Source organism: Ornithinibacillus proteolyticus, assembly GCF_039581225.1.
GTDB lineage: Bacteria > Bacillota > Bacilli > Bacillales > Amphibacillaceae > Ornithinibacillus > Ornithinibacillus massiliensis.
Genome location: NZ_JBCPXV010000029.1, coordinates 18,111 through 39,586 on the forward strand (window position 1 = coordinate 18,111; position 21,476 = coordinate 39,586).

The 21,476-nt window shown below is 37.0% G+C and carries 22 protein-coding genes; 5 read left to right on the top strand and 17 right to left on the bottom strand.

What is annotated here, in order from left to right; all coding sequences use genetic code 11:
* Positions 1 to 133: 133 nt before the first annotated feature.
* A complete protein-coding gene (ytvI, locus tag AAIB49_RS13570) occupies positions 134 to 1,240 on the top strand; it encodes a sporulation integral membrane protein YtvI (protein WP_339214350.1) in 1,107 nt (368 codons plus the stop codon).
* A 3-nt stretch (positions 1,241 to 1,243) separates the two neighbouring features.
* Here ytvI and AAIB49_RS13575 read toward each other — a convergent pair whose 3' ends face one another.
* The 8 genes from AAIB49_RS13575 to dnaE all read right to left on the bottom strand — a co-directional run bounded on the left by AAIB49_RS13575 (position 1,244) and on the right by dnaE (position 12,124).
* A complete protein-coding gene (locus AAIB49_RS13575) occupies positions 1,244 to 1,633 on the bottom strand; it encodes an FxsA family protein (protein WP_339214348.1) in 390 nt (129 codons plus the stop codon).
* 152 nt (positions 1,634 to 1,785) lie between these two features.
* A complete protein-coding gene (gene pyk, locus AAIB49_RS13580; protein WP_339214346.1) occupies positions 1,786 to 3,546 on the bottom strand; it encodes a pyruvate kinase in 1,761 nt (586 codons plus the stop codon).
* A gap of 19 nt (positions 3,547 to 3,565) precedes the next feature.
* Entirely contained in the window at positions 3,566 to 4,525 is a 960-nt protein-coding gene (gene pfkA, locus AAIB49_RS13585) for a 6-phosphofructokinase (protein WP_339214344.1), read from the bottom strand.
* Positions 4,526 to 4,825: 300 nt separating this feature from the next.
* Positions 4,826 to 5,782 (bottom strand): acetyl-CoA carboxylase carboxyl transferase subunit alpha, encoded by a 957-nt coding sequence (gene accA, locus AAIB49_RS13590; protein WP_343458333.1) that lies wholly within the window; start codon positions 5,780 to 5,782, stop codon positions 4,826 to 4,828.
* Positions 5,779 to 6,639, bottom strand: coding sequence for an acetyl-CoA carboxylase, carboxyltransferase subunit beta (gene accD, locus AAIB49_RS13595; protein WP_339214341.1), 861 nt, complete (start codon positions 6,637 to 6,639; stop codon positions 5,779 to 5,781). Before accD ends, accA begins: the two co-directional genes overlap by 4 nt.
* A 147-nt stretch (positions 6,640 to 6,786) precedes the next feature.
* On the bottom strand, positions 6,787 to 7,401 hold the full coding sequence (locus tag AAIB49_RS13600) for a FadR/GntR family transcriptional regulator (RefSeq protein ID WP_339217940.1): 615 nt from the start codon (positions 7,399 to 7,401) through the stop codon (positions 6,787 to 6,789).
* 50 nt (positions 7,402 to 7,451) lie between these two features.
* Positions 7,452 to 8,681, bottom strand: coding sequence for an NADP-dependent malic enzyme (gene ystJ, locus AAIB49_RS13605; RefSeq protein WP_343458343.1), 1,230 nt, complete (start codon positions 8,679 to 8,681; stop codon positions 7,452 to 7,454).
* Positions 8,682 to 8,770: 89 nt separating this feature from the next.
* Entirely contained in the window at positions 8,771 to 12,124 is a 3,354-nt protein-coding gene (dnaE, locus tag AAIB49_RS13610) for a DNA polymerase III subunit alpha (protein WP_343458334.1), read from the bottom strand.
* 131 nt (positions 12,125 to 12,255) lie between these two features.
* Between dnaE and ytrH the strand changes: the two genes are divergently transcribed.
* The 3 genes from ytrH to AAIB49_RS13625 all read left to right on the top strand — a co-directional run bounded on the left by ytrH (position 12,256) and on the right by AAIB49_RS13625 (position 13,472).
* Entirely contained in the window at positions 12,256 to 12,588 is a 333-nt protein-coding gene (gene ytrH, locus AAIB49_RS13615; protein ID WP_339214337.1) for a sporulation membrane protein YtrH, read from the top strand.
* The gene (gene ytrI, locus AAIB49_RS13620) at positions 12,588 to 13,091 is read left to right on the top strand and encodes a sporulation membrane protein YtrI (protein ID WP_339214335.1); all 504 of its coding nucleotides are present in this window, start codon (positions 12,588 to 12,590) and stop codon (positions 13,089 to 13,091) included. Before ytrH ends, ytrI begins: the two co-directional genes overlap by 1 nt.
* Before the next feature lie 183 nt (positions 13,092 to 13,274).
* Entirely contained in the window at positions 13,275 to 13,472 is a 198-nt protein-coding gene (locus AAIB49_RS13625; RefSeq protein WP_186870182.1) for a YtzJ family protein, read from the top strand.
* A 60-nt stretch (positions 13,473 to 13,532) separates the two neighbouring features.
* On the opposite strand, the gene AAIB49_RS13630 is transcribed toward AAIB49_RS13625, so the two are convergent.
* Complete coding sequence (locus tag AAIB49_RS13630; RefSeq protein WP_339214332.1) at positions 13,533 to 14,474, bottom strand: DHH family phosphoesterase; 942 nt, start codon at positions 14,472 to 14,474, stop codon at positions 13,533 to 13,535.
* 113 nt (positions 14,475 to 14,587) lie between these two features.
* Between AAIB49_RS13630 and AAIB49_RS13635 the strand changes: the two genes are divergently transcribed.
* A complete protein-coding gene (locus tag AAIB49_RS13635; protein ID WP_339214331.1) occupies positions 14,588 to 14,887 on the top strand; it encodes a YtpI family protein in 300 nt (99 codons plus the stop codon).
* A 22-nt stretch (positions 14,888 to 14,909) separates the two neighbouring features.
* On the opposite strand, the gene AAIB49_RS13640 is transcribed toward AAIB49_RS13635, so the two are convergent.
* The 8 genes from AAIB49_RS13640 to pilM all read right to left on the bottom strand — a co-directional run bounded on the left by AAIB49_RS13640 (position 14,910) and on the right by pilM (position 21,368).
* Positions 14,910 to 16,217: a DRTGG domain-containing protein gene (locus tag AAIB49_RS13640; RefSeq protein ID WP_339214329.1), complete on the bottom strand. Its 1,308-nt coding sequence runs from the start codon at positions 16,215 to 16,217 to the stop codon at positions 14,910 to 14,912.
* A 78-nt stretch (positions 16,218 to 16,295) separates the two neighbouring features.
* Positions 16,296 to 16,520: a hypothetical protein gene (locus AAIB49_RS13645; protein WP_339214328.1), complete on the bottom strand. Its 225-nt coding sequence runs from the start codon at positions 16,518 to 16,520 to the stop codon at positions 16,296 to 16,298.
* A 196-nt stretch (positions 16,521 to 16,716) separates the two neighbouring features.
* The gene (locus AAIB49_RS13650; protein ID WP_343458335.1) at positions 16,717 to 18,159 is read right to left on the bottom strand and encodes a DUF7305 domain-containing protein; all 1,443 of its coding nucleotides are present in this window, start codon (positions 18,157 to 18,159) and stop codon (positions 16,717 to 16,719) included.
* A 1-nt stretch (position 18,160) separates the two neighbouring features.
* The gene (locus tag AAIB49_RS13655) at positions 18,161 to 18,604 is read right to left on the bottom strand and encodes a PilW family protein (RefSeq protein WP_339214326.1); all 444 of its coding nucleotides are present in this window, start codon (positions 18,602 to 18,604) and stop codon (positions 18,161 to 18,163) included.
* Entirely contained in the window at positions 18,594 to 19,055 is a 462-nt protein-coding gene (locus tag AAIB49_RS13660; RefSeq protein ID WP_343458336.1) for a type IV pilus modification PilV family protein, read from the bottom strand. Before AAIB49_RS13660 ends, AAIB49_RS13655 begins: the two co-directional genes overlap by 11 nt.
* A gap of 53 nt (positions 19,056 to 19,108) precedes the next feature.
* The gene (locus AAIB49_RS13665) at positions 19,109 to 19,786 is read right to left on the bottom strand and encodes a hypothetical protein (protein WP_343458337.1); all 678 of its coding nucleotides are present in this window, start codon (positions 19,784 to 19,786) and stop codon (positions 19,109 to 19,111) included.
* Complete coding sequence (locus AAIB49_RS13670; RefSeq protein WP_343458338.1) at positions 19,779 to 20,369, bottom strand: PilN domain-containing protein; 591 nt, start codon at positions 20,367 to 20,369, stop codon at positions 19,779 to 19,781. The genes AAIB49_RS13665 and AAIB49_RS13670 overlap by 8 nt, the downstream gene beginning before the upstream one ends.
* Complete coding sequence (gene pilM, locus AAIB49_RS13675; RefSeq protein WP_343458339.1) at positions 20,370 to 21,368, bottom strand: type IV pilus biogenesis protein PilM; 999 nt, start codon at positions 21,366 to 21,368, stop codon at positions 20,370 to 20,372.
* Positions 21,369 to 21,476 lie beyond the last annotated feature (108 nt).

Sequence of the window (21,476 nt, forward strand, 5' to 3'; positions counted from 1 at the left end):
ATTGTTTACCTAATAACGACGATTATTGTAAAGCTTTCAGCAAACTACTCTGTTCCTTCGATAACGATTAATATTCTTAGTTTTTCTAACATATAGTTAGATAGATATATTTATATAAATGGGGTCGTTAAAATTGTACAAGCAATTATTGGATCCAATTCTCAGAGGAGTCTTTCTTCTAGCAATTCTGTTCATCATATTCTTTAGTATAAAAATGACGATTGGTTATATTTATCCCTTTTTAATAGCATTTATTATCGCAGCATTTCTTAGCCCATTGGTATCTTTCATTGAAGCCAAATGGAAGCTACCTAGAACCGTAGCAACCTTAGTCGTTATCATCACGATTTTTCTATTTTTTATTGGGATTGTTGCTGTGATTGTGAACGAGGTTATACAAGGTACCATTTATTTAATGGAAAAATTACCGATTTACTTCCAGTCATTTATTGAATTAATGGAAAATATGATCAATGATCGTATTTTACCACTCTATCAAACTATTGCTTCCTATTTTGAAGCATTAGATGAATCACAACAAACAGCGATTCAAGAAAATTTAGTAAATTTTCTCGAGAACCTAGCTAATAGTGGAACGATATTTCTTCAATCTATTCTTGTTCAAATCCCAGAAGTAGTCAGCAAATTTCCAGGTTCCTTGACTATTTTTATTTTTATTGTACTTGCAACCTTTATGATTGTAAACGATTGGCATAATATAACAAATCTATTAACGAAACTGCTTCCAACGAATATTCTTTCCTTTATCTATGATTTACAGAAAGGAATCAAAAAGGCTTTTACAGGGTATCTACGCGCACAATTTATTCTCATATTCATATCTGCTTTGATTATTTATATTGGATTACTCATTATTGGAAGTGAACATGCCTTAACGATTGCCGCCATTGCCGCACTTGTTGACTTACTTCCTGTCATTGGAACTGGGGTTATTTTTGTTCCATGGATTATATACGCTTTTTTAACCGGGGATTATTCAAATACTATACCGCTTAGTATTCTTTACATGACCGTTATTATTACAAGACAATTTATAGAACCTAAAATTCTATCAGCTAGTATCGGAATTAATCCATTGGTTAGCCTAATGATCTTGTTTGTCACGATACAAATTTGGGGCTTTGGTGGTGTATTATTTGCACCAATCATTTTGATTACAATATATGTGCTCTACCAATCTGGAATTTTCACGAAAATGATTCAATTTATAAAAGGATAGCTACTATCTTCGATTAATAATGATTGTCTTGTTATCAATTAGTTTTTTTATCAATCTACCGAGCATTAATTTAAAGTACTTTCTCGTTTGCGGTAACACTAAAATAAATCCTGCAATATCTGTTATAAAACCTGGGGAAAATAAAAATACTCCACCAATTAATATACATATACCATCTAATAGTTCTTTAGCCGGCACTTGACCATACTGCATGGAATATTGTGCGCGTTTCCAGGTTTCAAGACCTTCTCTTTTTGCTAGAGAGACACCAATAAATCCTGTTAATAAAATAATGACAACTACCCACCATGGGCCAATTAAGCTTCCAGCCCATACTAAAACACCTATTTCAGCAGCGGAAATAATCAAAAAAGCTAGCAATAACCATCTCATCCATATCTTCCTTTCGTATATTAAGATAGGAAAAAAGAGGATGGGACATAACTAAAAGAAATAAATGTAAAACCGAATGATACACGATACTAGCTCATCATTCGGTTTTTACTTTAAGATTAATCCTTATGTCCTAGCCTCTTTAATTTGTCCTATAGTACGCCAGCATGACCTCGGTAAATGTCACCCTTCGTACTGTCGATTGTGATATCTTCACCATCTTTAAGTAGATCGAATGCATTATCTACTCCTACGATAACCGGTATACCTAAGCTTAATCCTACTACAGCAGCATGGGAAGTAAGTCCACCTTCTAGTGTTATAATACCAGCAGCTTTTTCAATGGCAGGCATCATTTCACGATCTGTTCCGTAGGTTACGATGATATCACCTTCATGTACTTTTTGAAGTGCTTCTTCGGTATTTTTAACAATTACCGCTTTTCCATATGCACTTTTCTTTCCGATACCTTGTCCTTTTGCTACAACATCGCCAATAATATGGACTTTCATGATGTTTGTTGTGCCAGTCTCTCCAACCGGAACACCAGCCGTAATCACAACACGATCACCACGTTTTAATAGGTTAGCTTGTAGGCCAAGATCAATTGCAACGTCAAGCATTTCATCTGTAGAGCCGGCTTTTTCACCTGTAATTGGAAGAACTCCCCATACTAATGAAAGCTGACGATTAACACGGTCACTATACGTTACGGCAATAATCGGTGCTTTTGGTCGGTATTTAGCAATCATACGTGCCGTATGTCCACTTTCTGTAGGAGTAATAATTGCACTTACAGATAGATTCATTGCAGTATGCGTAACGGACTGACTAATAGCATCTGTTATCGTCATATCAACAGATTCACTACGATTTTTTAGAATTGATTGATGATCTAATGCTGTTTCTGTTTTCTCAGCAATGTTATTCATAGTTTGAACGGATTCAACTGGATAATTACCCGCCGCTGTTTCACCAGAAAGCATAATGGCATCCGTACCATCAAAGATGGCGTTTGCTACGTCTGATGCTTCTGCTCTTGTAGGACGTGGATTACGTTGCATGGAATCAAGCATTTGAGTAGCTGTAATAACAGGCTTTCCTGCCGTATTACATTTTCTAATTAATTTTTTCTGTACTAGAGGTACATCTTCAGCTGGAATTTCCACACCTAAATCCCCACGCGCTACCATTAGCCCATCACTAACTTCAAGGATGCTATCAATATTATCTACACCCTCTTGGTTTTCGATTTTAGGAATGATTTGAATATGAGCTGCATTGTGTTTTTCCAATAATTCTTTAATCTCAAGAATGTCAGAAGGTCTGCGAACAAAAGATGCTGCAATAAAATCTACATCTTGTTCGATACCAAATTCGATATCCTTCGCATCTTTATCCGTAATACCTGGTAGATTAACCGCTACATTTGGTACGTTTACACCTTTTTTATTTTTAATTAATCCAGAGTTAAGTGCTACAGTTTTTAATTCTTTATTTTGGCGGTCGATTTCCTCTACTTGTAATTCAATAAGACCATCATCTAATAAAATTTTGGAACCAACCTGAACATCATCAATTAAACCTGGGTACGTAATAGAAAAGCGCTCCGCTGTTCCTTCTACCTCGTTCATCGAAATATACACTGTATTTCCTTGAACTAATTCTGCTTGGCCATCTTTAAATGTACCTGTTCTTATTTCAGGTCCTTTCGTATCTAATAGAATAGCAACCGTTTTACCAGTTTGTTTGGCAGCTTCTCTAATATTTTTTATACGTGCACCATGTTCTTCATAATCCCCGTGGGAAAAGTTCAGACGAGCAACATTCATCCCAGCATTAATTAACTCTACTAATGTTTCGACAGATTCGGAAGCTGGTCCGATTGTACATACTATTTTTGTTCTTCTCATTTTAAAATCCTCCTACTAATTATATCGATAATTCCTTCGATAATTGATACATTTCTTCGTCAATGGAGTGTGTCTCTTTTAAGATTTCGGTAATATCATGATCGACTAGTTTGTTATTTTGAATACCAACCATTCTACCTGCTTTACCGTCTAGCAATAATTCTACTGCTTTAGCACCTAACCGACTTGCTAGTACTCGGTCATTCGCTGTTGGGGAACCACCACGTTGAATATGACCAAGAACCGTTACTCTCGTTTCTAGGTTAGTTTCCTTTTTAATCTGCTCACTGTAATCAAACGCACTACCTACACCTTCAGCTACAATTATAATACTATGTCTCTTACCGCGTTCTACACCGCGTTTCAAACGGGAAATAACTTCCTTTAGGTCATCTTTTTTCTCTGGGATTAAGATACTTTCTGCTCCATCTGCTAGACCAGCCCATAGAGCTAAATCACCAGCATCTCTCCCCATTACCTCAACAACATATGTACGTTCATGAGAAGTAGCAGTATCACGAATTTTATCAATTGCTTCAATAATGGTATTAAGTGCTGTGTCGAAGCCAATCGTAAAATCAGTTCCTGGAATATCATTATCAATCGTACCTGGAACACCGATACACGGATAACCTTTTTCCGTTAACTTTTGCGCCCCACGAAAACTTCCGTCTCCACCGATCACAATTAAGCCTTCAATACCAAACTTTTTAAGTTGCTCAATACCTTTCCTTTGGCCTTCTTCCGTTTTAAACTCAAGGCTTCTTGCTGTATAGAGTGTTGTACCACCACGTTGAATAATATCACCAACCGATCCAACATCCATCTTTTCAATGTTACCTTCGATTAACCCTTGATAGCCATTCTTAATTCCATATATCTCAACACCATGGTAAATACATTTACGTACAACAGCACGGATGGCTGCATTCATACCAGGTGCATCTCCCCCACTAGTTAATACTCCAAGTCTTTTCATATTTTCCACCTCTACTTATATTGTCACTTTTAGTATGCGCTTGAAAACTCGAATTAGTACGGTTAGATTAGAGTGAAAAGATCCAGCTGATCTGCTTGCCTCATTTAAAAGATACGGCTAAAATCCTAAAATATCAATTAAAAACACCGAAATTTACAAGTTATTTTAAATATGCTTTACTTAATGTTTCCATACGCTTCAATAAGTAAAACACATTACAAATACGTTATACTAATCACCAACAATAAAAAAGGATGTCTCCGATTTAATGGTTACCCACAAATCGAGACAGCCTTTATTTTACTGTTCCGTAAATTCGCCAATTTGTTTATATTTTTCCCATCGTTGTTCTAATAATTCATCCTTTGATAAATCTTTAAGTTCTTGAAGGGATTTTTCTATAACAACATCCATATTCCGAGCTTGCTGTTTTATATCACGGTGTGCGCCACCTTTTGGTTCCACTATAATTTCATCAATAATACCTAACTTATACAAATCAGGCGCGGTAATTCTCATCGACTCAGCAGCCTTTTGTGCGAGTCCTGCATCTTTCCAAAGTAATGCAGCAGCACCTTCAGGAGAAATAACGGAGTATGTAGAGTTCTCCAGCATATGAATTCTATCACCTACTCCAAGCGCTAACGCACCACCACTACCACCTTCACCAATCACAATACAAATAATTGGAACGGTAATGCCAGCCATTTCCATTAAGTTACGTGCAATGGCTTCACTTTGACCACGTTCTTCTGCTGCCTTTCCTGGATAGGCTCCCTTTGTATCAATAAAGCAGATAATCGGACGATTAAATTTCTCTGCTTGCTTCATATGGCGTAGTGCTTTTCGATAGCCCTCTGGATGCGGCATCCCGAAGTTTCTACGAATATTCTCTTTCGTATCCTTCCCGCGCTGATGACCTATTACTGTAATAGGAGTGTCTTTGTAATAAGCAATTCCAGATACAATTGCCTCATCATCCCCATAAGTACGATCCCCATGAAACTCTAGAAATTTCGTAAACAATTCGGCAATATAATCAAGAGTTGTAGGTCGCTCTTGATGTCTAGCCATTTGAACGCGTTGCCAAGGCTTTAAATTACCGTAAATGTCATTTTCTAAATCGGCTAATCGTTTCTCTAGCGTGGAAATCTCCTCTGTTAAATCGATATCGCTCTCACTTGTAAATTTCTTAAGCTCTGCAATCTTTTCCTTTAAATTCACAATTGGTTTTTCAAAATCTAGTATTTGCTTCATTTAGGAGTCCCACCCTTCTGATGCATCTTTAGAAGTGTTCCTAATACATATTTCATGTCCTGACGATGGATAACTTGATCTAACTGACCATGTTTAAGTTGAAACTCTGCTGTCTGAAAATCATCTGGTAATTTTTCACGAATTGTCTGCTCAATAATACGACGACCAGCAAAGCCTATTAAAGCACCTGGCTCAGCAAAATTATAGTCTCCTAACGATGCAAAGCTAGCAGAAACCCCTCCTGTTGTTGGATGAGTCATGACAGAAATCATTAAGCCACCTGATTTCGAAAAACGACTGATGGCTACAGAAGTTTTGGTCATTTGCATTAAGCTTAAAACACCCTCCTGCATTCTTGCACCACCAGAAGCTGTAAATATGATAAACGGTAGTGATTCATTCTTCGCATTTTCAATAGCTCTAGCAATCTTTTCACCTACTACAGAGCCCATGCTACCCATTCTGAATCTAGCATCCATTACAGCAAATGCAGTAGCTTGTCCGTCAATGGTTCCTTTACCAGTCACAACCGCTTCATTTAATCCTGTTTTAGACCGGTCACTTTCCATTTTTTTCTCATAATCTGGAAAATCTAATGGATTGGCCGTAATCATTCCTTGATCCCATTCTACAAATGAGTCTGCATCAAATAAACTATCGATACGCTCCCAGGCATTCAATTGATGATGGTGTCCACAATTAGGACATACATTTAAATTGTTATATAACTCTTTACGATAGAAAATTTTATAACAATTTTCACATTTTTTCATAAGTCCCTCAGGAATATCTACTTTTGATTGCTCACTTGGAATAGAAGCATATTTCTTCTTTTTATTAAAAAGATCTTTGAGCAAAGTAAGTCCCCCTTTATCATTAAACCTTCCAAACCTTAAACAGGTAATATTATTCAAATTAATAGAACTACATATTATCATACTATACAGCAAGTCTACCCTAAAAAGGTGTCATTAATTGTCGTACATAAATAAAAAAATAGATGATTACATAAAATCGTATTCCTTCACTTCTTTAAATAGACTTTCTATAGCTGAATAGTTTTTCGTTTTATAAGCATTAATCAAATTACAATAAAGATCCTTTGAATAATTCCCTGTAAAACTCTTCGAATATTCATCAATTAATCCCCATATACGCATCAACAATTGATTATTAGTTAACTCCATCAAGTAACAGAAAAAGGCAAAGTGTTTTTCCTTAGAATCCAAAGAGGGATTATCGATCATTACGCTTAAAGTATTTATTTTCTCCTCGTCCATATGCAAATAAGCAAGCTTAGCCGCTTCCTTTTCCAATAGCATTTTTACAAGTAAAAGTTCTTCTTTGGTCGTTTGCTTCAAAATAAATGATGATAATAATTCAACGGTTTGATAAGGTCTATATTTGCTCAAAAAAGTACCTTCACCACGCCTCGTTTCTATTACACCGATTAATTCCATAGCGCGTAAGGCTTCTCGGATAGAAGACCGACCAGCTTGTAGTTTTTCCGATAATTCTCTTTCAGAAGGTAGCTTATCACCAGGCTTTAAATCGTTCTCAACAATGAAATTTTGAATCTCATCTAAAACACCATGGTATACCTTTCGATTTGGTAACATGGACACCCATGTTTCACCCCTTTTTTGATAAACTTATGGAAACCTACAGCTTATATTTTAACTAATCGTCTCGTCTTTTCTGCAATCTCTTCCGGGTCAACTTGTATACGCGCAACGCCAGAATCCATTGCTGCTTTTGCTACCTCTTTGGCAACTAATGGTGCTACTCTTGCATCAAAAGGAGCAGGAATAACATAATCCTCATTTAATTCTTCGTTAGAAATTAAGGAAGCTATTGCCTCTGCTGCTGCAATTTTCATTTTTTCATTAATTCTAGTAGCTCGTACATCTAGCGCACCACGGAATATCCCTGGAAAGGCAAGAACATTATTTACTTGGTTAGGAAAGTCAGATCTTCCTGTTCCAATTACTTTTGCTCCAGCTTCCTTCGCATCCTCCGGTAATATTTCCGGATCTGGATTTGCCATAGCAAAGATAATAGGGTCAGTATTCATCTTACGAACCATATCTTGTGTCAATGCGCCACCTACGGAAACTCCGATAAAGACATCCGCACCTTCAACCATTTCTTCCAAAGAACCTTCTTTTTTATCCATGTTGGTTATTTTCGCAACCGCATCTTTCACGTCGTTCATTCCGTAAGAACGCCCTTCAAAAATAGCACCACGTGAGTCACACATAATCATATCTCTAACCCCAAAGTGGTATAACAATTTCACTATCGCAATACCTGCAGCACCTGCGCCATTTGCTACTACTTTGATTTCAGAAAAGTTCTTACCAACTAGTTTTAATGCATTAATTAGCCCTGCAACTGTAACGATTGCGGTACCATGTTGGTCGTCATGAAAGATTGGGATATTGGTTTCTTTTCTTAGTCTATCTTCAATAATAAAGCAGTTCGGTGCTGCAATATCCTCTAAATTAACCCCACCAAAGGTTGGCTCCATTAATTTTACAGTTTTGACTATATCATCTACATCGTGTGTATCTAAGCAAATTGGGAATGAGTCTACTCCAGCAAAGCTTTTAAATAACACGGCTTTACCTTCCATAACTGGTAGTGCCGCTTCAGGACCAATATTACCTAATCCTAATACGGCAGAACCATCGCTTACAACTGCAACCATATTCCCTTTCATTGTATAGTCATAAACTGTTTCTTTTCGATCATGAATTTCCTTACACGGCTCAGCAACTCCTGGTGAATAAGCTAGACTTAGTTCTGTTGCATTCGTTACAGGTATTTTAGAAACTGTCTCTAGCTTACCTTTGTTCTCTTTGTGTAATTGCAGTGCCTCATCTCTTAAGTTCACAATTATTTCGCTCCTTTATACCGCTTCAAGTGGTCTGACCACTCAACTATTACATTATAACAAAATCTTATACACTGTAAAGTTTCGAATATTTACTGCTTGCTGTATACAACATTTGCTTCCCCAAAGAAATCATGCAGTGCTCGTAACGTATTCTTATTTACATCTAAGAAGTAGTCTTTGGCTAATTGATAGGTTTTCTTTTGTTCTTCATGGTAAACAATAATCGGTGTTGATCCAGGGTATATTTTTGCTATTTGTTCAATAACGTCTAGTGCATCCTTATTAGTTTGCTCTGTTGTTTTAATAAACAGTCTTGATTTTAATGGTTGGGATAATTTTCCTTCTGCAAATGGTTCAATAGTGGAAAGGAGCCATTGTTTTTTTCCATTTCGGGTTTCCACCTTACCAGAAATATATACTAACGCTTCTTCTTCTATAAATCGGCCACTCATCCGATATAATTCCGGAAAGACAACCGCATCCATATCATCTGTATCATCAGTTATTGTAATGAAAGCCATTGGCTCTCCACGTTTTGTACGGATTGTTTTAATCGCTTGAATAATGACCGCACTTTTTACTTGTTTATTGCCTTCAAGCTCTTGGGAATGTTGCAGTGTGACATATCCATTCCCCCGTAACATTTCACGGTACTGGATTAATGGGTGACTGGAAATATAGATTCCCAGTAGCTCCTTCTCATCTGACAGCTTCTTAATTTGGCTAAAGTCTTCAATTTCGACATAATTAGGTTCCAGGTCTAATTGTTCCTGGAACAAGCTTGGCTGATCGGTGAATTCTCGGAACAACTCGGCAGACTCAATTGCTTGGTCAATCGTTGCTAATAGACTTGCTCGATTCGGATACACTTCATCAAAGGCACCTGCTAATATTAACGATTCCAATGTTGCACGATTAACAACTTTAGGGGTAATCCGTAAACAAAAATCAAATAAGTTCTTAAAGGCACCAGCTTGCTTCCTTGCTTGAATTATTTCTTGTACCGCCTGGATTCCAACACCCTTGATAGATTGCAGCCCCATTCTTACACCATCTTTTTCTACTGTGAACCGCCCAAAGCTCTGATTAATCGATGGTACACCTATGGTTATCCCTAGCTCTTTCATCTCTTTCATATAAATATGAATTTTATCATGCTGATTACCAATAGATGTCAATAGTTCCGCATAAAAATGCTTCGGATAATGGGCTTTTAAATAGGCTAATTGATACGATATTTTACTGTATGCAACAGCGTGGCTTTTCGGAAATCCATAATTTGAAAACTTTACAATCCATTTAAAGATTTCCTCACCAATCTGCTTACTATACCCATTCTTTATACATCCACGAATAAATGCTACTTCTTGTTCATCCATTATATCCTGTTTCTTTTTACTAACAGCACGCCTTAGTACATCCGCTTCACCTAATGAAAAGCCTGCAATCCGATGGGCAATTTGCATGATTTGCTCTTGATAAATTAAAACACCGTACGTACTCTTCAATATAGGCTCTAAATCTGGATGTGGATAGGTTGTTTTTTTACGTCCGTGCTTCCGTTCTATATAGGTTGGGATAAAATCCATCGGTCCTGGACGGTACAACGCATTAACCGCTACAATATCATCAAATGTACTTGGTTTTAACTGCTCTAGAACCTGCTTCATTCCGTCTGATTCTAATTGGAAAATACCATTCGTCTTTCCACGCTTTAACAGCTGGAAGGTTTGAGCATCATGTTCTGGTATGGTATCTAGACGGAAGTTCTTATCCTCTTTATACTGAATAGATTTGACGATTCGTTCAATCAAGGTTAAATTCCTCAATCCTAAAAAGTCCATCTTAAGCAGTCCTAATGACTCTAAATCTCCCATTGGATATTGCGTGAGCGCCGTATTTGTTGTACCTACTGTTAATGGTACATGCTCCACAAGTGGTTGGTCACTAATAACCACCCCTGCCGCATGGGTAGAGGTATGTCTTGGGAGCCCTTCTAAAACAGTCGCAATTCTAAATAATTCCTTTAGACTATCGGATTGCTGTACATAATTCGTTAATTCCTTTGAATTCTTAATCATATGTACTAATGAACCCGAAGCCTGACTAGGGATTTGTTTTAAAACAAAAGAAATATCTTGTTGATTAATTGCCATTGTCTTTCCAAGCTCACGAATTAAAGAACGTGCTGCAAAAGTTCCAAACGTTATAATCTGAGCCACATGTTCTGCTCCATATTTCTCCCGAACATAGGCAATTACCTCATCACGTCGTAAATCAGAGAAATCAATATCTATATCTGGCATGGTAATTCGCTCCGGATTTAAGAAACGTTCAAAGAGCAAATTATATTGGATTGGATCAACATCTGTGATACCTAAAGAATAAGCAACTAAGGAACCAGCTGACGAACCACGACCTGGTCCAACCATAATATGCTGTTCCTTCGCGTATTGAATAAAATCCCAAACGATTAGGAAATAATCACTGAACTCCATCTTCTTAATAATCGATAGTTCATGTTTTAACCTTGCTTTTATTTGCTCTGTCACATTGGAATAGCGATTTGGAAGATTAGCCCAACAAACCTGTTCTAAGTATTCTTGTGCAGTAGTTCCCTCTGGTACCGGATAGGCTGGAATCATCCTTGCCTCAAAATTAAATGTAACATGACATCGATCTTCAATTCGTTTCGTTTCCTCCAAGACCTCTGGCCACTCAGCAAATAATTGCTTCATTTCAGCTATAGATCGCAAATGATGGTTTCGCATCGATACAGCCGCTTCCTGTACAGACCAGTTTTTCCCTTGTTTCATTGCCTGTAAACAATCAAAGGCATAGGCATCTTTTTCTTGTAAATACCGAACATCATTAATTGCTACTACTTTCGTATTGAATCGCTCAGTGTAGGCGCGAACTAACATATTCAACTGCTTATCAAGTTCGGAGCCATAGTCTCCCACACCTAAGTAGAAGTCTTCCGCTCCAACATTCGACTTCCAAAATGTAACATACTGCTCTACTTGATCATAGGAACCATTTCGAATTAATTGCTCTACCTTACTGGAATGGACCGGTACAATGACAATTAATTCCTCTAAATATTCAACAAGCATTGTTTGATTAATTGGATTTTGCTCATCTCGTTGAATGAAAGTACTTAATCTCGTTAAATTTCGATAGCCTGTATTATTTTTTGCTAATAATAGGATATCCATCGGTTTATCATCTTCTGCTACAGTTACGGTCATTCCGATAATAGGTTTGATCCCATGTTTTACACATTGCTTATAAAACGGAATAACCCCATGTAAGACATTCTCATCTGTTAGTGCTAAAGCTTTCAAATCCAACTGTAGCGCTTTTCTGATCAGTCTATCTACCGTAATTGTGCTATTAAAAAAACTATATCCAGTTTTAATTTGTAAATGTGTAAATGACATACTAACCCGCCTCAACTTTCTCTAAATCTATTATAGCCAATTTCAATCTGTTCGTATATCAACAAACATAACCCGTCCTTATCTCTCATAGAATATATAGAACGTAACTTTTAACTTAAGGGGTAACCAAAATGGAAGAACGTTTTTTCGAACAATTTATTCAATGTTTCTTCATCGCTTTCGGTGTCCTAATTGGCGGAACACTTATTGGTGGCATTGGTGCATTCGCTACTGGAGAAGCACCATTTACAGGAATGGCTCGGATTGCTCGTAAGCTTGGAATTTGGGCTATCGTTGCTGCAATTGGTGGAACATTTGACGCTATTGAGAACTTACAAAAGGGATTTTTAGAAGGTCCTTTTATTGAAGTATTAAAACAAGGTCTGCTAATCTTATCGGCAATGGGAGGAGCAAAAACTGCTATGATTATTATAGAGTGGCTCATCCAGGAGGATATTACGTAATGCATATTCCTAGATACCATAAAAAGCCAACTTGGCAGCGTTTCTTAGTTGGGATGTTTTTAGGAGGTCTTATTTCTTATTGGATGGTAATCTTCATGTATGGAACCATGTATGAGAAATTAATTATAGAAAACAGTAATCTTAAGGAGCAACTACAAGATGCAGAAAATAGAATAGAAGTATTAGAAAATGATAAAAAGGAGTTAAATGAAAAATCCAAACAAAAAATTACGATAGAAGAAATCAACCTGGAAATACTAAATGCCGAAGAACTAAAAATTGATAGATTGCTTCAAAATCAATTGGAAAGTCTCGTAAAGGAGGAAATTAAAGGTATTATCGGAAAGGATTTATTAACCATTGCCGATAGTGACTCCTTATTATTTTCTTCGATTGAGAATAAAACCTTTAAAGTGGATGATTTCACCTATAACCTCGAGATTAAACGATTAATCATTGCACCTACCGTTCGAATAATGGCCAATGCTAAAATCTCAAATTAACACATGGATACAAACACCTTACCCACATCTATTTCATATGGTTAAAGGGTAAGGTTTTTTGGTGAACTATGTGAACATTTCATGAAAAGGGAGGCATAGTAGTAGGAATTTCAACACTTTTCGAGTAAAATAAGAATAAAGATGAATATCCATTCATAAATTTGAGAAAGGGGAGGAATTCTCATGTTGATTATGAATGAAAGACGAATTCGTGACCGAAAAATTAATCAGCTTCGTAATGGGCGTACCGCATATGCAGAATCAAAAGAAGTTATTCGCCTAATTAAAAGAGATATAGAGAAATATGGACTAGATGTCTACTATGATGAAACACCTTCTGGATGCTGGTTTATTCCAGTAACAAAGAGTAAAAGTAGTTAATCGTGCTGATTTCAATTAAGAAATCAGCACTTTTTTGTAGAACAACGAACAGCTCTAACCTTATTGATTAAATTGCTTTATTACTTCTTGTAAATCCTTTACCACATTCTCCGCTTCATCCCACGAATAAACGGAAGCTCCAGATGCTAATGGGTGCCCGCCCCCGTTGTATTTCGCTGCTACTTCATTAATTACCGGCCCTTTTGAACGGAGGCGCACTCGAATTTGTTCCTCTTCTTCGATGAAAAATACCCATGTAACGATTCCTTCGATTTCCCCTAACGTTCCAACTAACTGCCCTGTCTCTAGTGGACTGACATGGAATTTGTCTAAGACATCTTTTGTCAATTTCACAACACTAAGACCATCTTTATCTAATGTAAAGTTTTGCAGAATATATCCTCGCATTCTAGCAATATGATCCTTAACATTGTAAATCCCATCATATAGCTTCGTTCGATCAAAATCATATGTGACTAAGTCTGCTGCATATTGTAATGTTTTCTTCGTTGTACTTGGATACAAAAATCGTCCTGTATCTCCGACAATACCTCCATAAAGCAATCTTGCTGCTGCAGTCGTTAAGGTTAGACCTTTCGCATGAAGGTAGAATTCATAGATCATCTCACTCGTTGAACTAGCCGTTGTGTCCACCCAACTCAAATCACCATAAGGATCGACATTAGGATGATGATCAATTTTAATTACTTTCTTACCTAGATGATACCTAGAATCATCAATCCTCCCCGTATTTGCAGTATCACAAATAATAACTAATGCATCCTCATATACTTGATCATCAATCTGTTCCATCTCAACCATGAACGTTAAGGAAGGATCATCCTCCCCCACTACATACACATTCTTTTCTGGATAGGATGCTTTAATGAGTTCACGTAGTCCTGCTTGAGAACCTAACGCATCTGGATCTGGCCGAACATGGCGATGAATAATTATCGTATTAAATTCTTCAATGGCTTGTTGAATCGCTTGTATTGACATCATATTCTCCTTACTGTTCAAAATATTATCACATAATAACTAGCCTTTCGTCCTCATATAGTGCTACAATATGTCATGTATGAATTTAAGCTAGTTTATTAGGAGTAGATTATATGTTAATTATTTTTCCAATCGTTATTGTCCTATCCGCTGTTATGTACATCTATTATAAAGTAGCTATACTGAAAACCAAGAACGGATTAACACAACGGTACTTTAATGCGAAATCCAGAATTTGTCTTGGGTTATTCATTTTTACATTTGGAATTAATCAATATATATTTTATCAAACTAAAATATCACTTTATATTGGCATTCTATTTATTATACTTGGTGTAATGCAATTAATTAGAGGAATAAGGGAAACAAAGCATTATCGTAATGAATGGAAACGATTAAACCCAGCTGACTAGTTCTAACTAGCCAGCTTTTTTGTTATCGATCCATTATTTGTGCCATTAATAACGCTTTTCCGACTAACTTCTTCTCATTAAATACTTCTACATCTATCTTAGCATAAATTCTTCCTGCCTCAATAATTGTTGGTTTAATAACGAGCTGGGAATCAATTGGAACTGGCTTCATGAAATACACCGTAATGTTTTCCACAACTAAATCCCCTTTTTTTAGCTGAAGAAGTAGCCTGCTACTAGCTTCTGTTACAAGCGAGGTAAATACGCCTGGTGATAAGGTCCCTAATTGATTGGTCATTTGAGGAATTACTTTAGCCTCGAAAGTAGTCTTATCCCCTTCATCAGACGCTATATTATTTTTTACAATATCATCAATTGTTTCCCCTATTTGAGGTTGACGTTGAATTTGCTGCAGGGCTTTTAGGACATCTTGTCTCGAGATGATTCCTTTCAACGTAGAGGACTCATCCACAACCGGCACAACCTCTATCCCCTCCCATACCATCATGTGCGCAACTGATGCTAAGGAGGTTTTCGATTGCACAACGATAGGATTCCTCGTCATCACCCTATCGATTGGAAAGTCGCTTTCCTTCCCAATAATATCCTTAGACGTGACCATACCAACTACTCGATTCTTTCCATCTAGTACAGGGAACCTAGAATGGGTTGATTGCTCATTCAGCTCATACCATGCCTTTACGGTATCCGTTGTCATTAAGTAGTGGGCATGTTCTACTGGTGTACAAATATCACCAACTAGGACAATTTCTTTCTTAATTAACTGGTCATAAATGGCCCGATTAATCATTGCTGCTACGGTAAAGGTGTCATAGCTTGTAGAAATAATCGGCAAATGCATTTCATCTGCTAGCCGCTTTATGTAATCCTCTGTATCAAATCCTCCCGTTATCAGTACGGCAGCACCCTCATTAAGCGCTAGCTCATGCGCCTTTACTCGGTTTCCGACAATGAGTAATGAACCTGCCTCTGTATAACGCATCATCGCATCTAATTGCATGGCTCCAATAACGAACTTATTCAGTGTCTTATGAAGTCCTTCTCGACCACCAAGTACTTGTCCATCCACAATATTGATTACTTCAGCGAATGTTAACTTTTCAAAGTTCTCTTTTTTCTTACGCTCAATACGAATCGTACCTACACGCTCAATCGTGCTAACTAACCCGATATTTTCAGCTTCTTTTATCGCCCGGTAGGCTGTTCCTTCACTTACATTCAAATGTTTCGCAATTTGTCTAACGGAAATTTTACTTCCAACAGGTAGCGAAATAATATGTTGAATAATTTGCTCATGTTTAGTGGCCACTTTGGTTCACCGACTTTCAACTGTACTAGTCACATTTTGTAACTTTATTATACAGATGAATAGCGTCATGCTCAATGTTTAACCATCTGTCTGTCTAACTTTGTCATATTCCTGTTCCATTACAGGTGGTTCGGACATCTTAAATATAGTAGCTAGGTTAGCTCCAAATACGAGTACAAAAAACACAAGCCAGCAGCCCCAGAATAGCATTTCAAGCTGTGATGAGGACTGTGGAATTAATGGCCACGCAAAGTATAAGAAAAATGCGGCCAGAAGTAATCGTAAAAATGCATAATGTCTCATACGAGTTCCCCCTTTCTATAATCAGTCTATGAAGAGGACTTGGTCAACAGAACCATGCCAGCCTATCCATACATTCTTATATATCGAATTTGTGGTTACATAAAAAATCGGTAGACAAAAAAATCCTTTACCACCGAAATAGTCTTCGAATAGTAAAGGATTTTTTTATCGTACAATATATTTATAGAACATATCCCTATTGTTCACTCAATGGTTTCTTCATGATGATTGGTTGACCAGTTGGAGCGGTGTTCCCATATTCTTTTTCAATTCCTTCTACCGAGATAGGTCCTTCGACAAATTGCATTTCCCCATAGCTCAAATTTGCTCCCCCACTCATGTTGTATACCTTACATATAACCGTACCCTTTATTGTTCCATTGGTATGTTCAAACACTGCATTCGGAGCTAATATTAATGGAGACGTCGCCCAGCTTCCCCCGCTAACCTTAAAGCTTGTCCCACCGGTAAATATGTTCCCTTTTATTCCTCCTCCAGCTCCAAGATCTATATTGGCATCCTCAGCATATAACGAGCCATATATTTTTTGGGCTCCCCCTAACGTAAACTGCTTAGGATTGGATGGATTGTCCGATCCAGATAAAAATATATTTACCTGATTAACATCGCCTTGATTATTGATCGTACTTCCGCTTCCCATGACAATATGATTCGTATAAATCGTCAGTTTTCCAGTTCCCAATAGTTGAATATGCCCATTGATGACATTTAAATTATCCACTACTATTTCCTTATCCGTATTTCCAACATTGATAGTAAGTGTCCTGTTACTGCCAAGTCTAATTTCATCAAATGTTTCAGAAGTCGTTAAATCATACGTCCCATCCTGATACCATTCCTGTACAATTATCGAACGCTCCGGACTAATTGGATAATGAGGAATATCTGGAAATCGAGGTAAGCTAGGCAAGGTAGCATCTAAGTCCGCTCCAGTTGCATCTGGGAAGGAAGTCATCCAATCGGGTTTATAGATAGCATGATGCTCACTTCCGTAAGGCACATAAATGCTACCATTTACACTCCCGCCACCTGAGGCAGTTACACTATGAGCACCTGTTCTAAGTGTTCCTATATCTCCTTCGATTCGTCCGTTTGGTATATCGATTGTCTCACTTACTAATAACGCCCAATTAGGAATTATACTTTTGCCTGAGCTTTTTGGTACCCATTCAATGGTGAAGCCTTGCTGTAATACCCGCTTTTTATCACTAATATAGCCTGTTGATGTCATACGAAATTCTCTTGGGTTAGTTTCATTCAATTGTTCTATCTTTATTGCGGCCTTCGGTATTTCACCAAATACTGGTTCAAAATCGGTATAATCCTGCTGATCACCAACTATTCTAGTATGTAAGGTGGTGAAAAAGGTATTTTCATCATCTGTATTTTCGTATATTTCCCGTATGGCAGCTTCCGTTTTTGCTAGCTCGACATGTAATCCTGCTTCTGCTATATAATAAGCCGATTGATCTTGTCGTTCTGTCTGAGAAGTATGTAGTGAAGTAGTCGTTATCCCGATAATCGATACACTTAGGATCGAAATTAATACGATAACTAGTAAAACACCAACTAATGTGAATCCATTTTCCTGTGGAAACTTATTTGGTAGCTTCTTCAATCTAGTCACTTCCCCTTACGATTATTTCCGTATCAACACCCTTACCAGATTCCGTATTAATTCTCAGTATAAATTTTTCATTTTCAAATTCATCTTTGATGACATCTACATAAAAATCGCGAATATTAGATACAAATGATACGTCATTTTTAACTAGTAATCCGTCCTCTCGATGAAATACATAGGCTGTGTCATCATTTATTGTAAATGATGTATGATCAGGGGATACCTCTATATTCCCTGCCATCCTTACTTCTTTCGTGATGACTTTAGACGCGTACGTCATCGAAAATAACTTACCCGTTTCACTGGATTGATCTGTATACTGATTCTGGACTGTTAGGAGGATACTAGTAAGAATAATCATGATGAAGCTACTAATTGCTAACACTACTAGCAATTCAGCCAAAGTCATTCCTTTGTCATTAACTAGATTATTCTTCATAGTCTTCTTCTCCCCACACCACTACACTTTCCATTTTAGCTTGAAGGTTGTCTTCCTCTTCTTCAAACACTTCCACTATGACTCGAGTCATATTAGCTTCGACTTCATCACGATGCAGTCTTACATGGATGATATAGTTAGAACCATCCAATTCCTTCGTAAAGACCGTCCATTCTTCCGATTCCTTCAACCATACATAACCTAGATCGGTTATCGCATTCTCTCTTTGGCTAAATTTCGTACTTGAACTCGCCGAATAAAGGTTTTCCATTTCAGCTTGTGCTATATAAGTGGCATCTATAATCGTTTCAGATGTAGTAGTCATAGTAGCGGATTGAACGAAAAACGTGATAAAGGTTGTTAATATTAAGGTAATTAACACAAACGACACTAAGAGTTCCACAAGTGTTAAACCAGATTCATTACGATACCAATCGTTCAAGCATTTCATTACATTCAACCCCTACTACCAATGATTAGTTTAATAAGCACACTACCAAATGATTAGTCCTGATAGTAAAATGTCGTAATCGTTACATTTGCTGTGATTGTTTGAAAAGAATCTCCTTCTAAAAGTAATTCTCTTTCTGCTGGTTTTTGAAAATGAAGCGAGCTTACCGTCATAAACCGTTCTTGTTTTTCAATCTGGTTTAGAAATAGTTGGAAGTGCTCATAGTCAGGTGAATTTACAGCCATACTGACAGATATGACTTCTACATTATCTGGCTTGTTTGCAAAATCCATAACGCTTTCTACTTGCTCCAATCCCTCTTGTTCCTCATCTTGATTTTCAGGTTCAGATTCAGATTCAACTTCATCCTCCACATCTGTTCGCAGCGGTTCACTTCCACCATAAGTAAAGTTAATATTGTCTATTCTACTATCACTAATAAATTCAATCTCCTGTAGAGTAAGAATAAGCTTCTCTAATTCGGGATCCTGTGGTAATTTTTCCGCTTGCATATATGGCTCTACCCCAGCTTGATTTCCTTCTTCTAGCTTCATCACTTCTGATTGCAGAGTAGAAACTTCCTTTTCTACAAGTTCCATATTATTCTCTTTTGATTTCAATTCCTGATCCATAGGTAAATAGAAAAAGAAATAGACTACAGTCAATAAGATAAATAATAACGCTAATAGTAGAAGAAATGATTGTTTATTTTCATGAAATAAGCTATTCATTTCCTTCTACCTCCTCTTTCATATATCGTTGGTCAACATCAATCGTATAATTTACTGTGTACCGTGGGATTAACTCATACATATCTGTTCTATCTTGATAAGAGGTTATGTCAAAGGTATTCATTTGATTGACTTTCACATCTGTAATAAATGGCGAGGCATTTAGCTCTGAAAAATATGCAGCCACATCACTCATTGTCTCCAGTTGTGTTTCAATTGTCACGGATTGATAGTTATAAGTATAGCTACTTAAATAGCCACTTTCTGGAAGTAAGGCTATTAATTCATCAATAAACCGAGAAGTTGGTATGATCTGGTGCTCCGCATACGCCATTGCCTGTCCATATGTATCCTTATCATTGCTTTCCTTTAGACTCGTAACTTGCTCCAGTAGCATCGTTTTTTCCTCGTTTACTTCTGCTAAATTCTGCTCGATTTCTCCTAACGCATGTTTCGTAGTAAAAAACGAATAGATAAAAACGAGAAGCAATAGTAAAAATAACAATAATCCACTAACAAATAATAGGTATAATGCAGAATTCTGCCTTTCTATTTTAGGTAATAAATCTACTTCGGGAAGCATCTATGCCCCTCCTTTAAGCGCTAAACCGAGTGCGGGAATAAATTGTGGTTCAATTTCCTTATCTGACTTCTGCGAGACGACTCCTTTTAACCTATTCGTCGGTATTTCGAAGCGATCATTCACTTTTTGATAGAATACTGGTAAATATGGATTATCCCCTATAATAATCAATTCATCTATCTTCTCTTCCCCTTTTTTCATAGAAAATTGGTAGAAGTTCATAATGCGCTCTAATTCAATCACTTGATTCTCTATCATATCCTCTACCTGCTCATCACTTTCTTGGTATTCCCAGTTCAGACGAGTGCTTCCCTCATCTATGCTTGCATGATTCAAATGCAAATCTAGGTTCTGATAGCGTAGAAACTCCAATTGATGTCTTTTAAAAATACTAATATTAAATGATGTAACATCCAATTTTATAAATAAATACACTTTATCACGGTCTATACGATTGACATGATGAAAGTAACGATATACTCCAAGTGCTTCTACATCAGCATTAATCGGCTTTAAGGATGCATCATCAAAAATTTCTGTGTACTTCATCATCTCATCGCGAGGAGCAGCGAAGAATGTCCCGGTCAACACTTCCTCTTCATTGGTATCAAAGTAATCCTGAAAAGGTAGATAATGAACATCAAATACAGGATCTTTAAAGGGTAGATGAATCGATTTCCCAATTTCAACTCGAAAATATTCCGTGATGTCCTTATTCCTTAAATCAGGCGGAATTTCAACTTGTCGCATAATGACAAGGGGATTGGGCACAAAAAATCGCACATGACGATTCTTTATTCCAAGTTCTTTCACCAGATTTTTCATAAACTCAAAAAATCCGATTTCATCCATAATTTTCCCACTCTCAATCAAGCCACTAGGAATCGGCTTTTCATGTATTACTTTAATAGAAGAAATATTAGAGTTATTGGTTTCCACTAAACGAATGACATAGTCTTCTATCACGATGTTAATTATTTTATTTGGTTTACCGAACATCCTGCTCACCATCCTAAATAGGAAAATTAAGTTCTACTACTAGTTCCTTTTATAATTTCACAACGTTAGGGTTGTAAAATTGTAAAAAGAACTAGGTGATTATCAAAG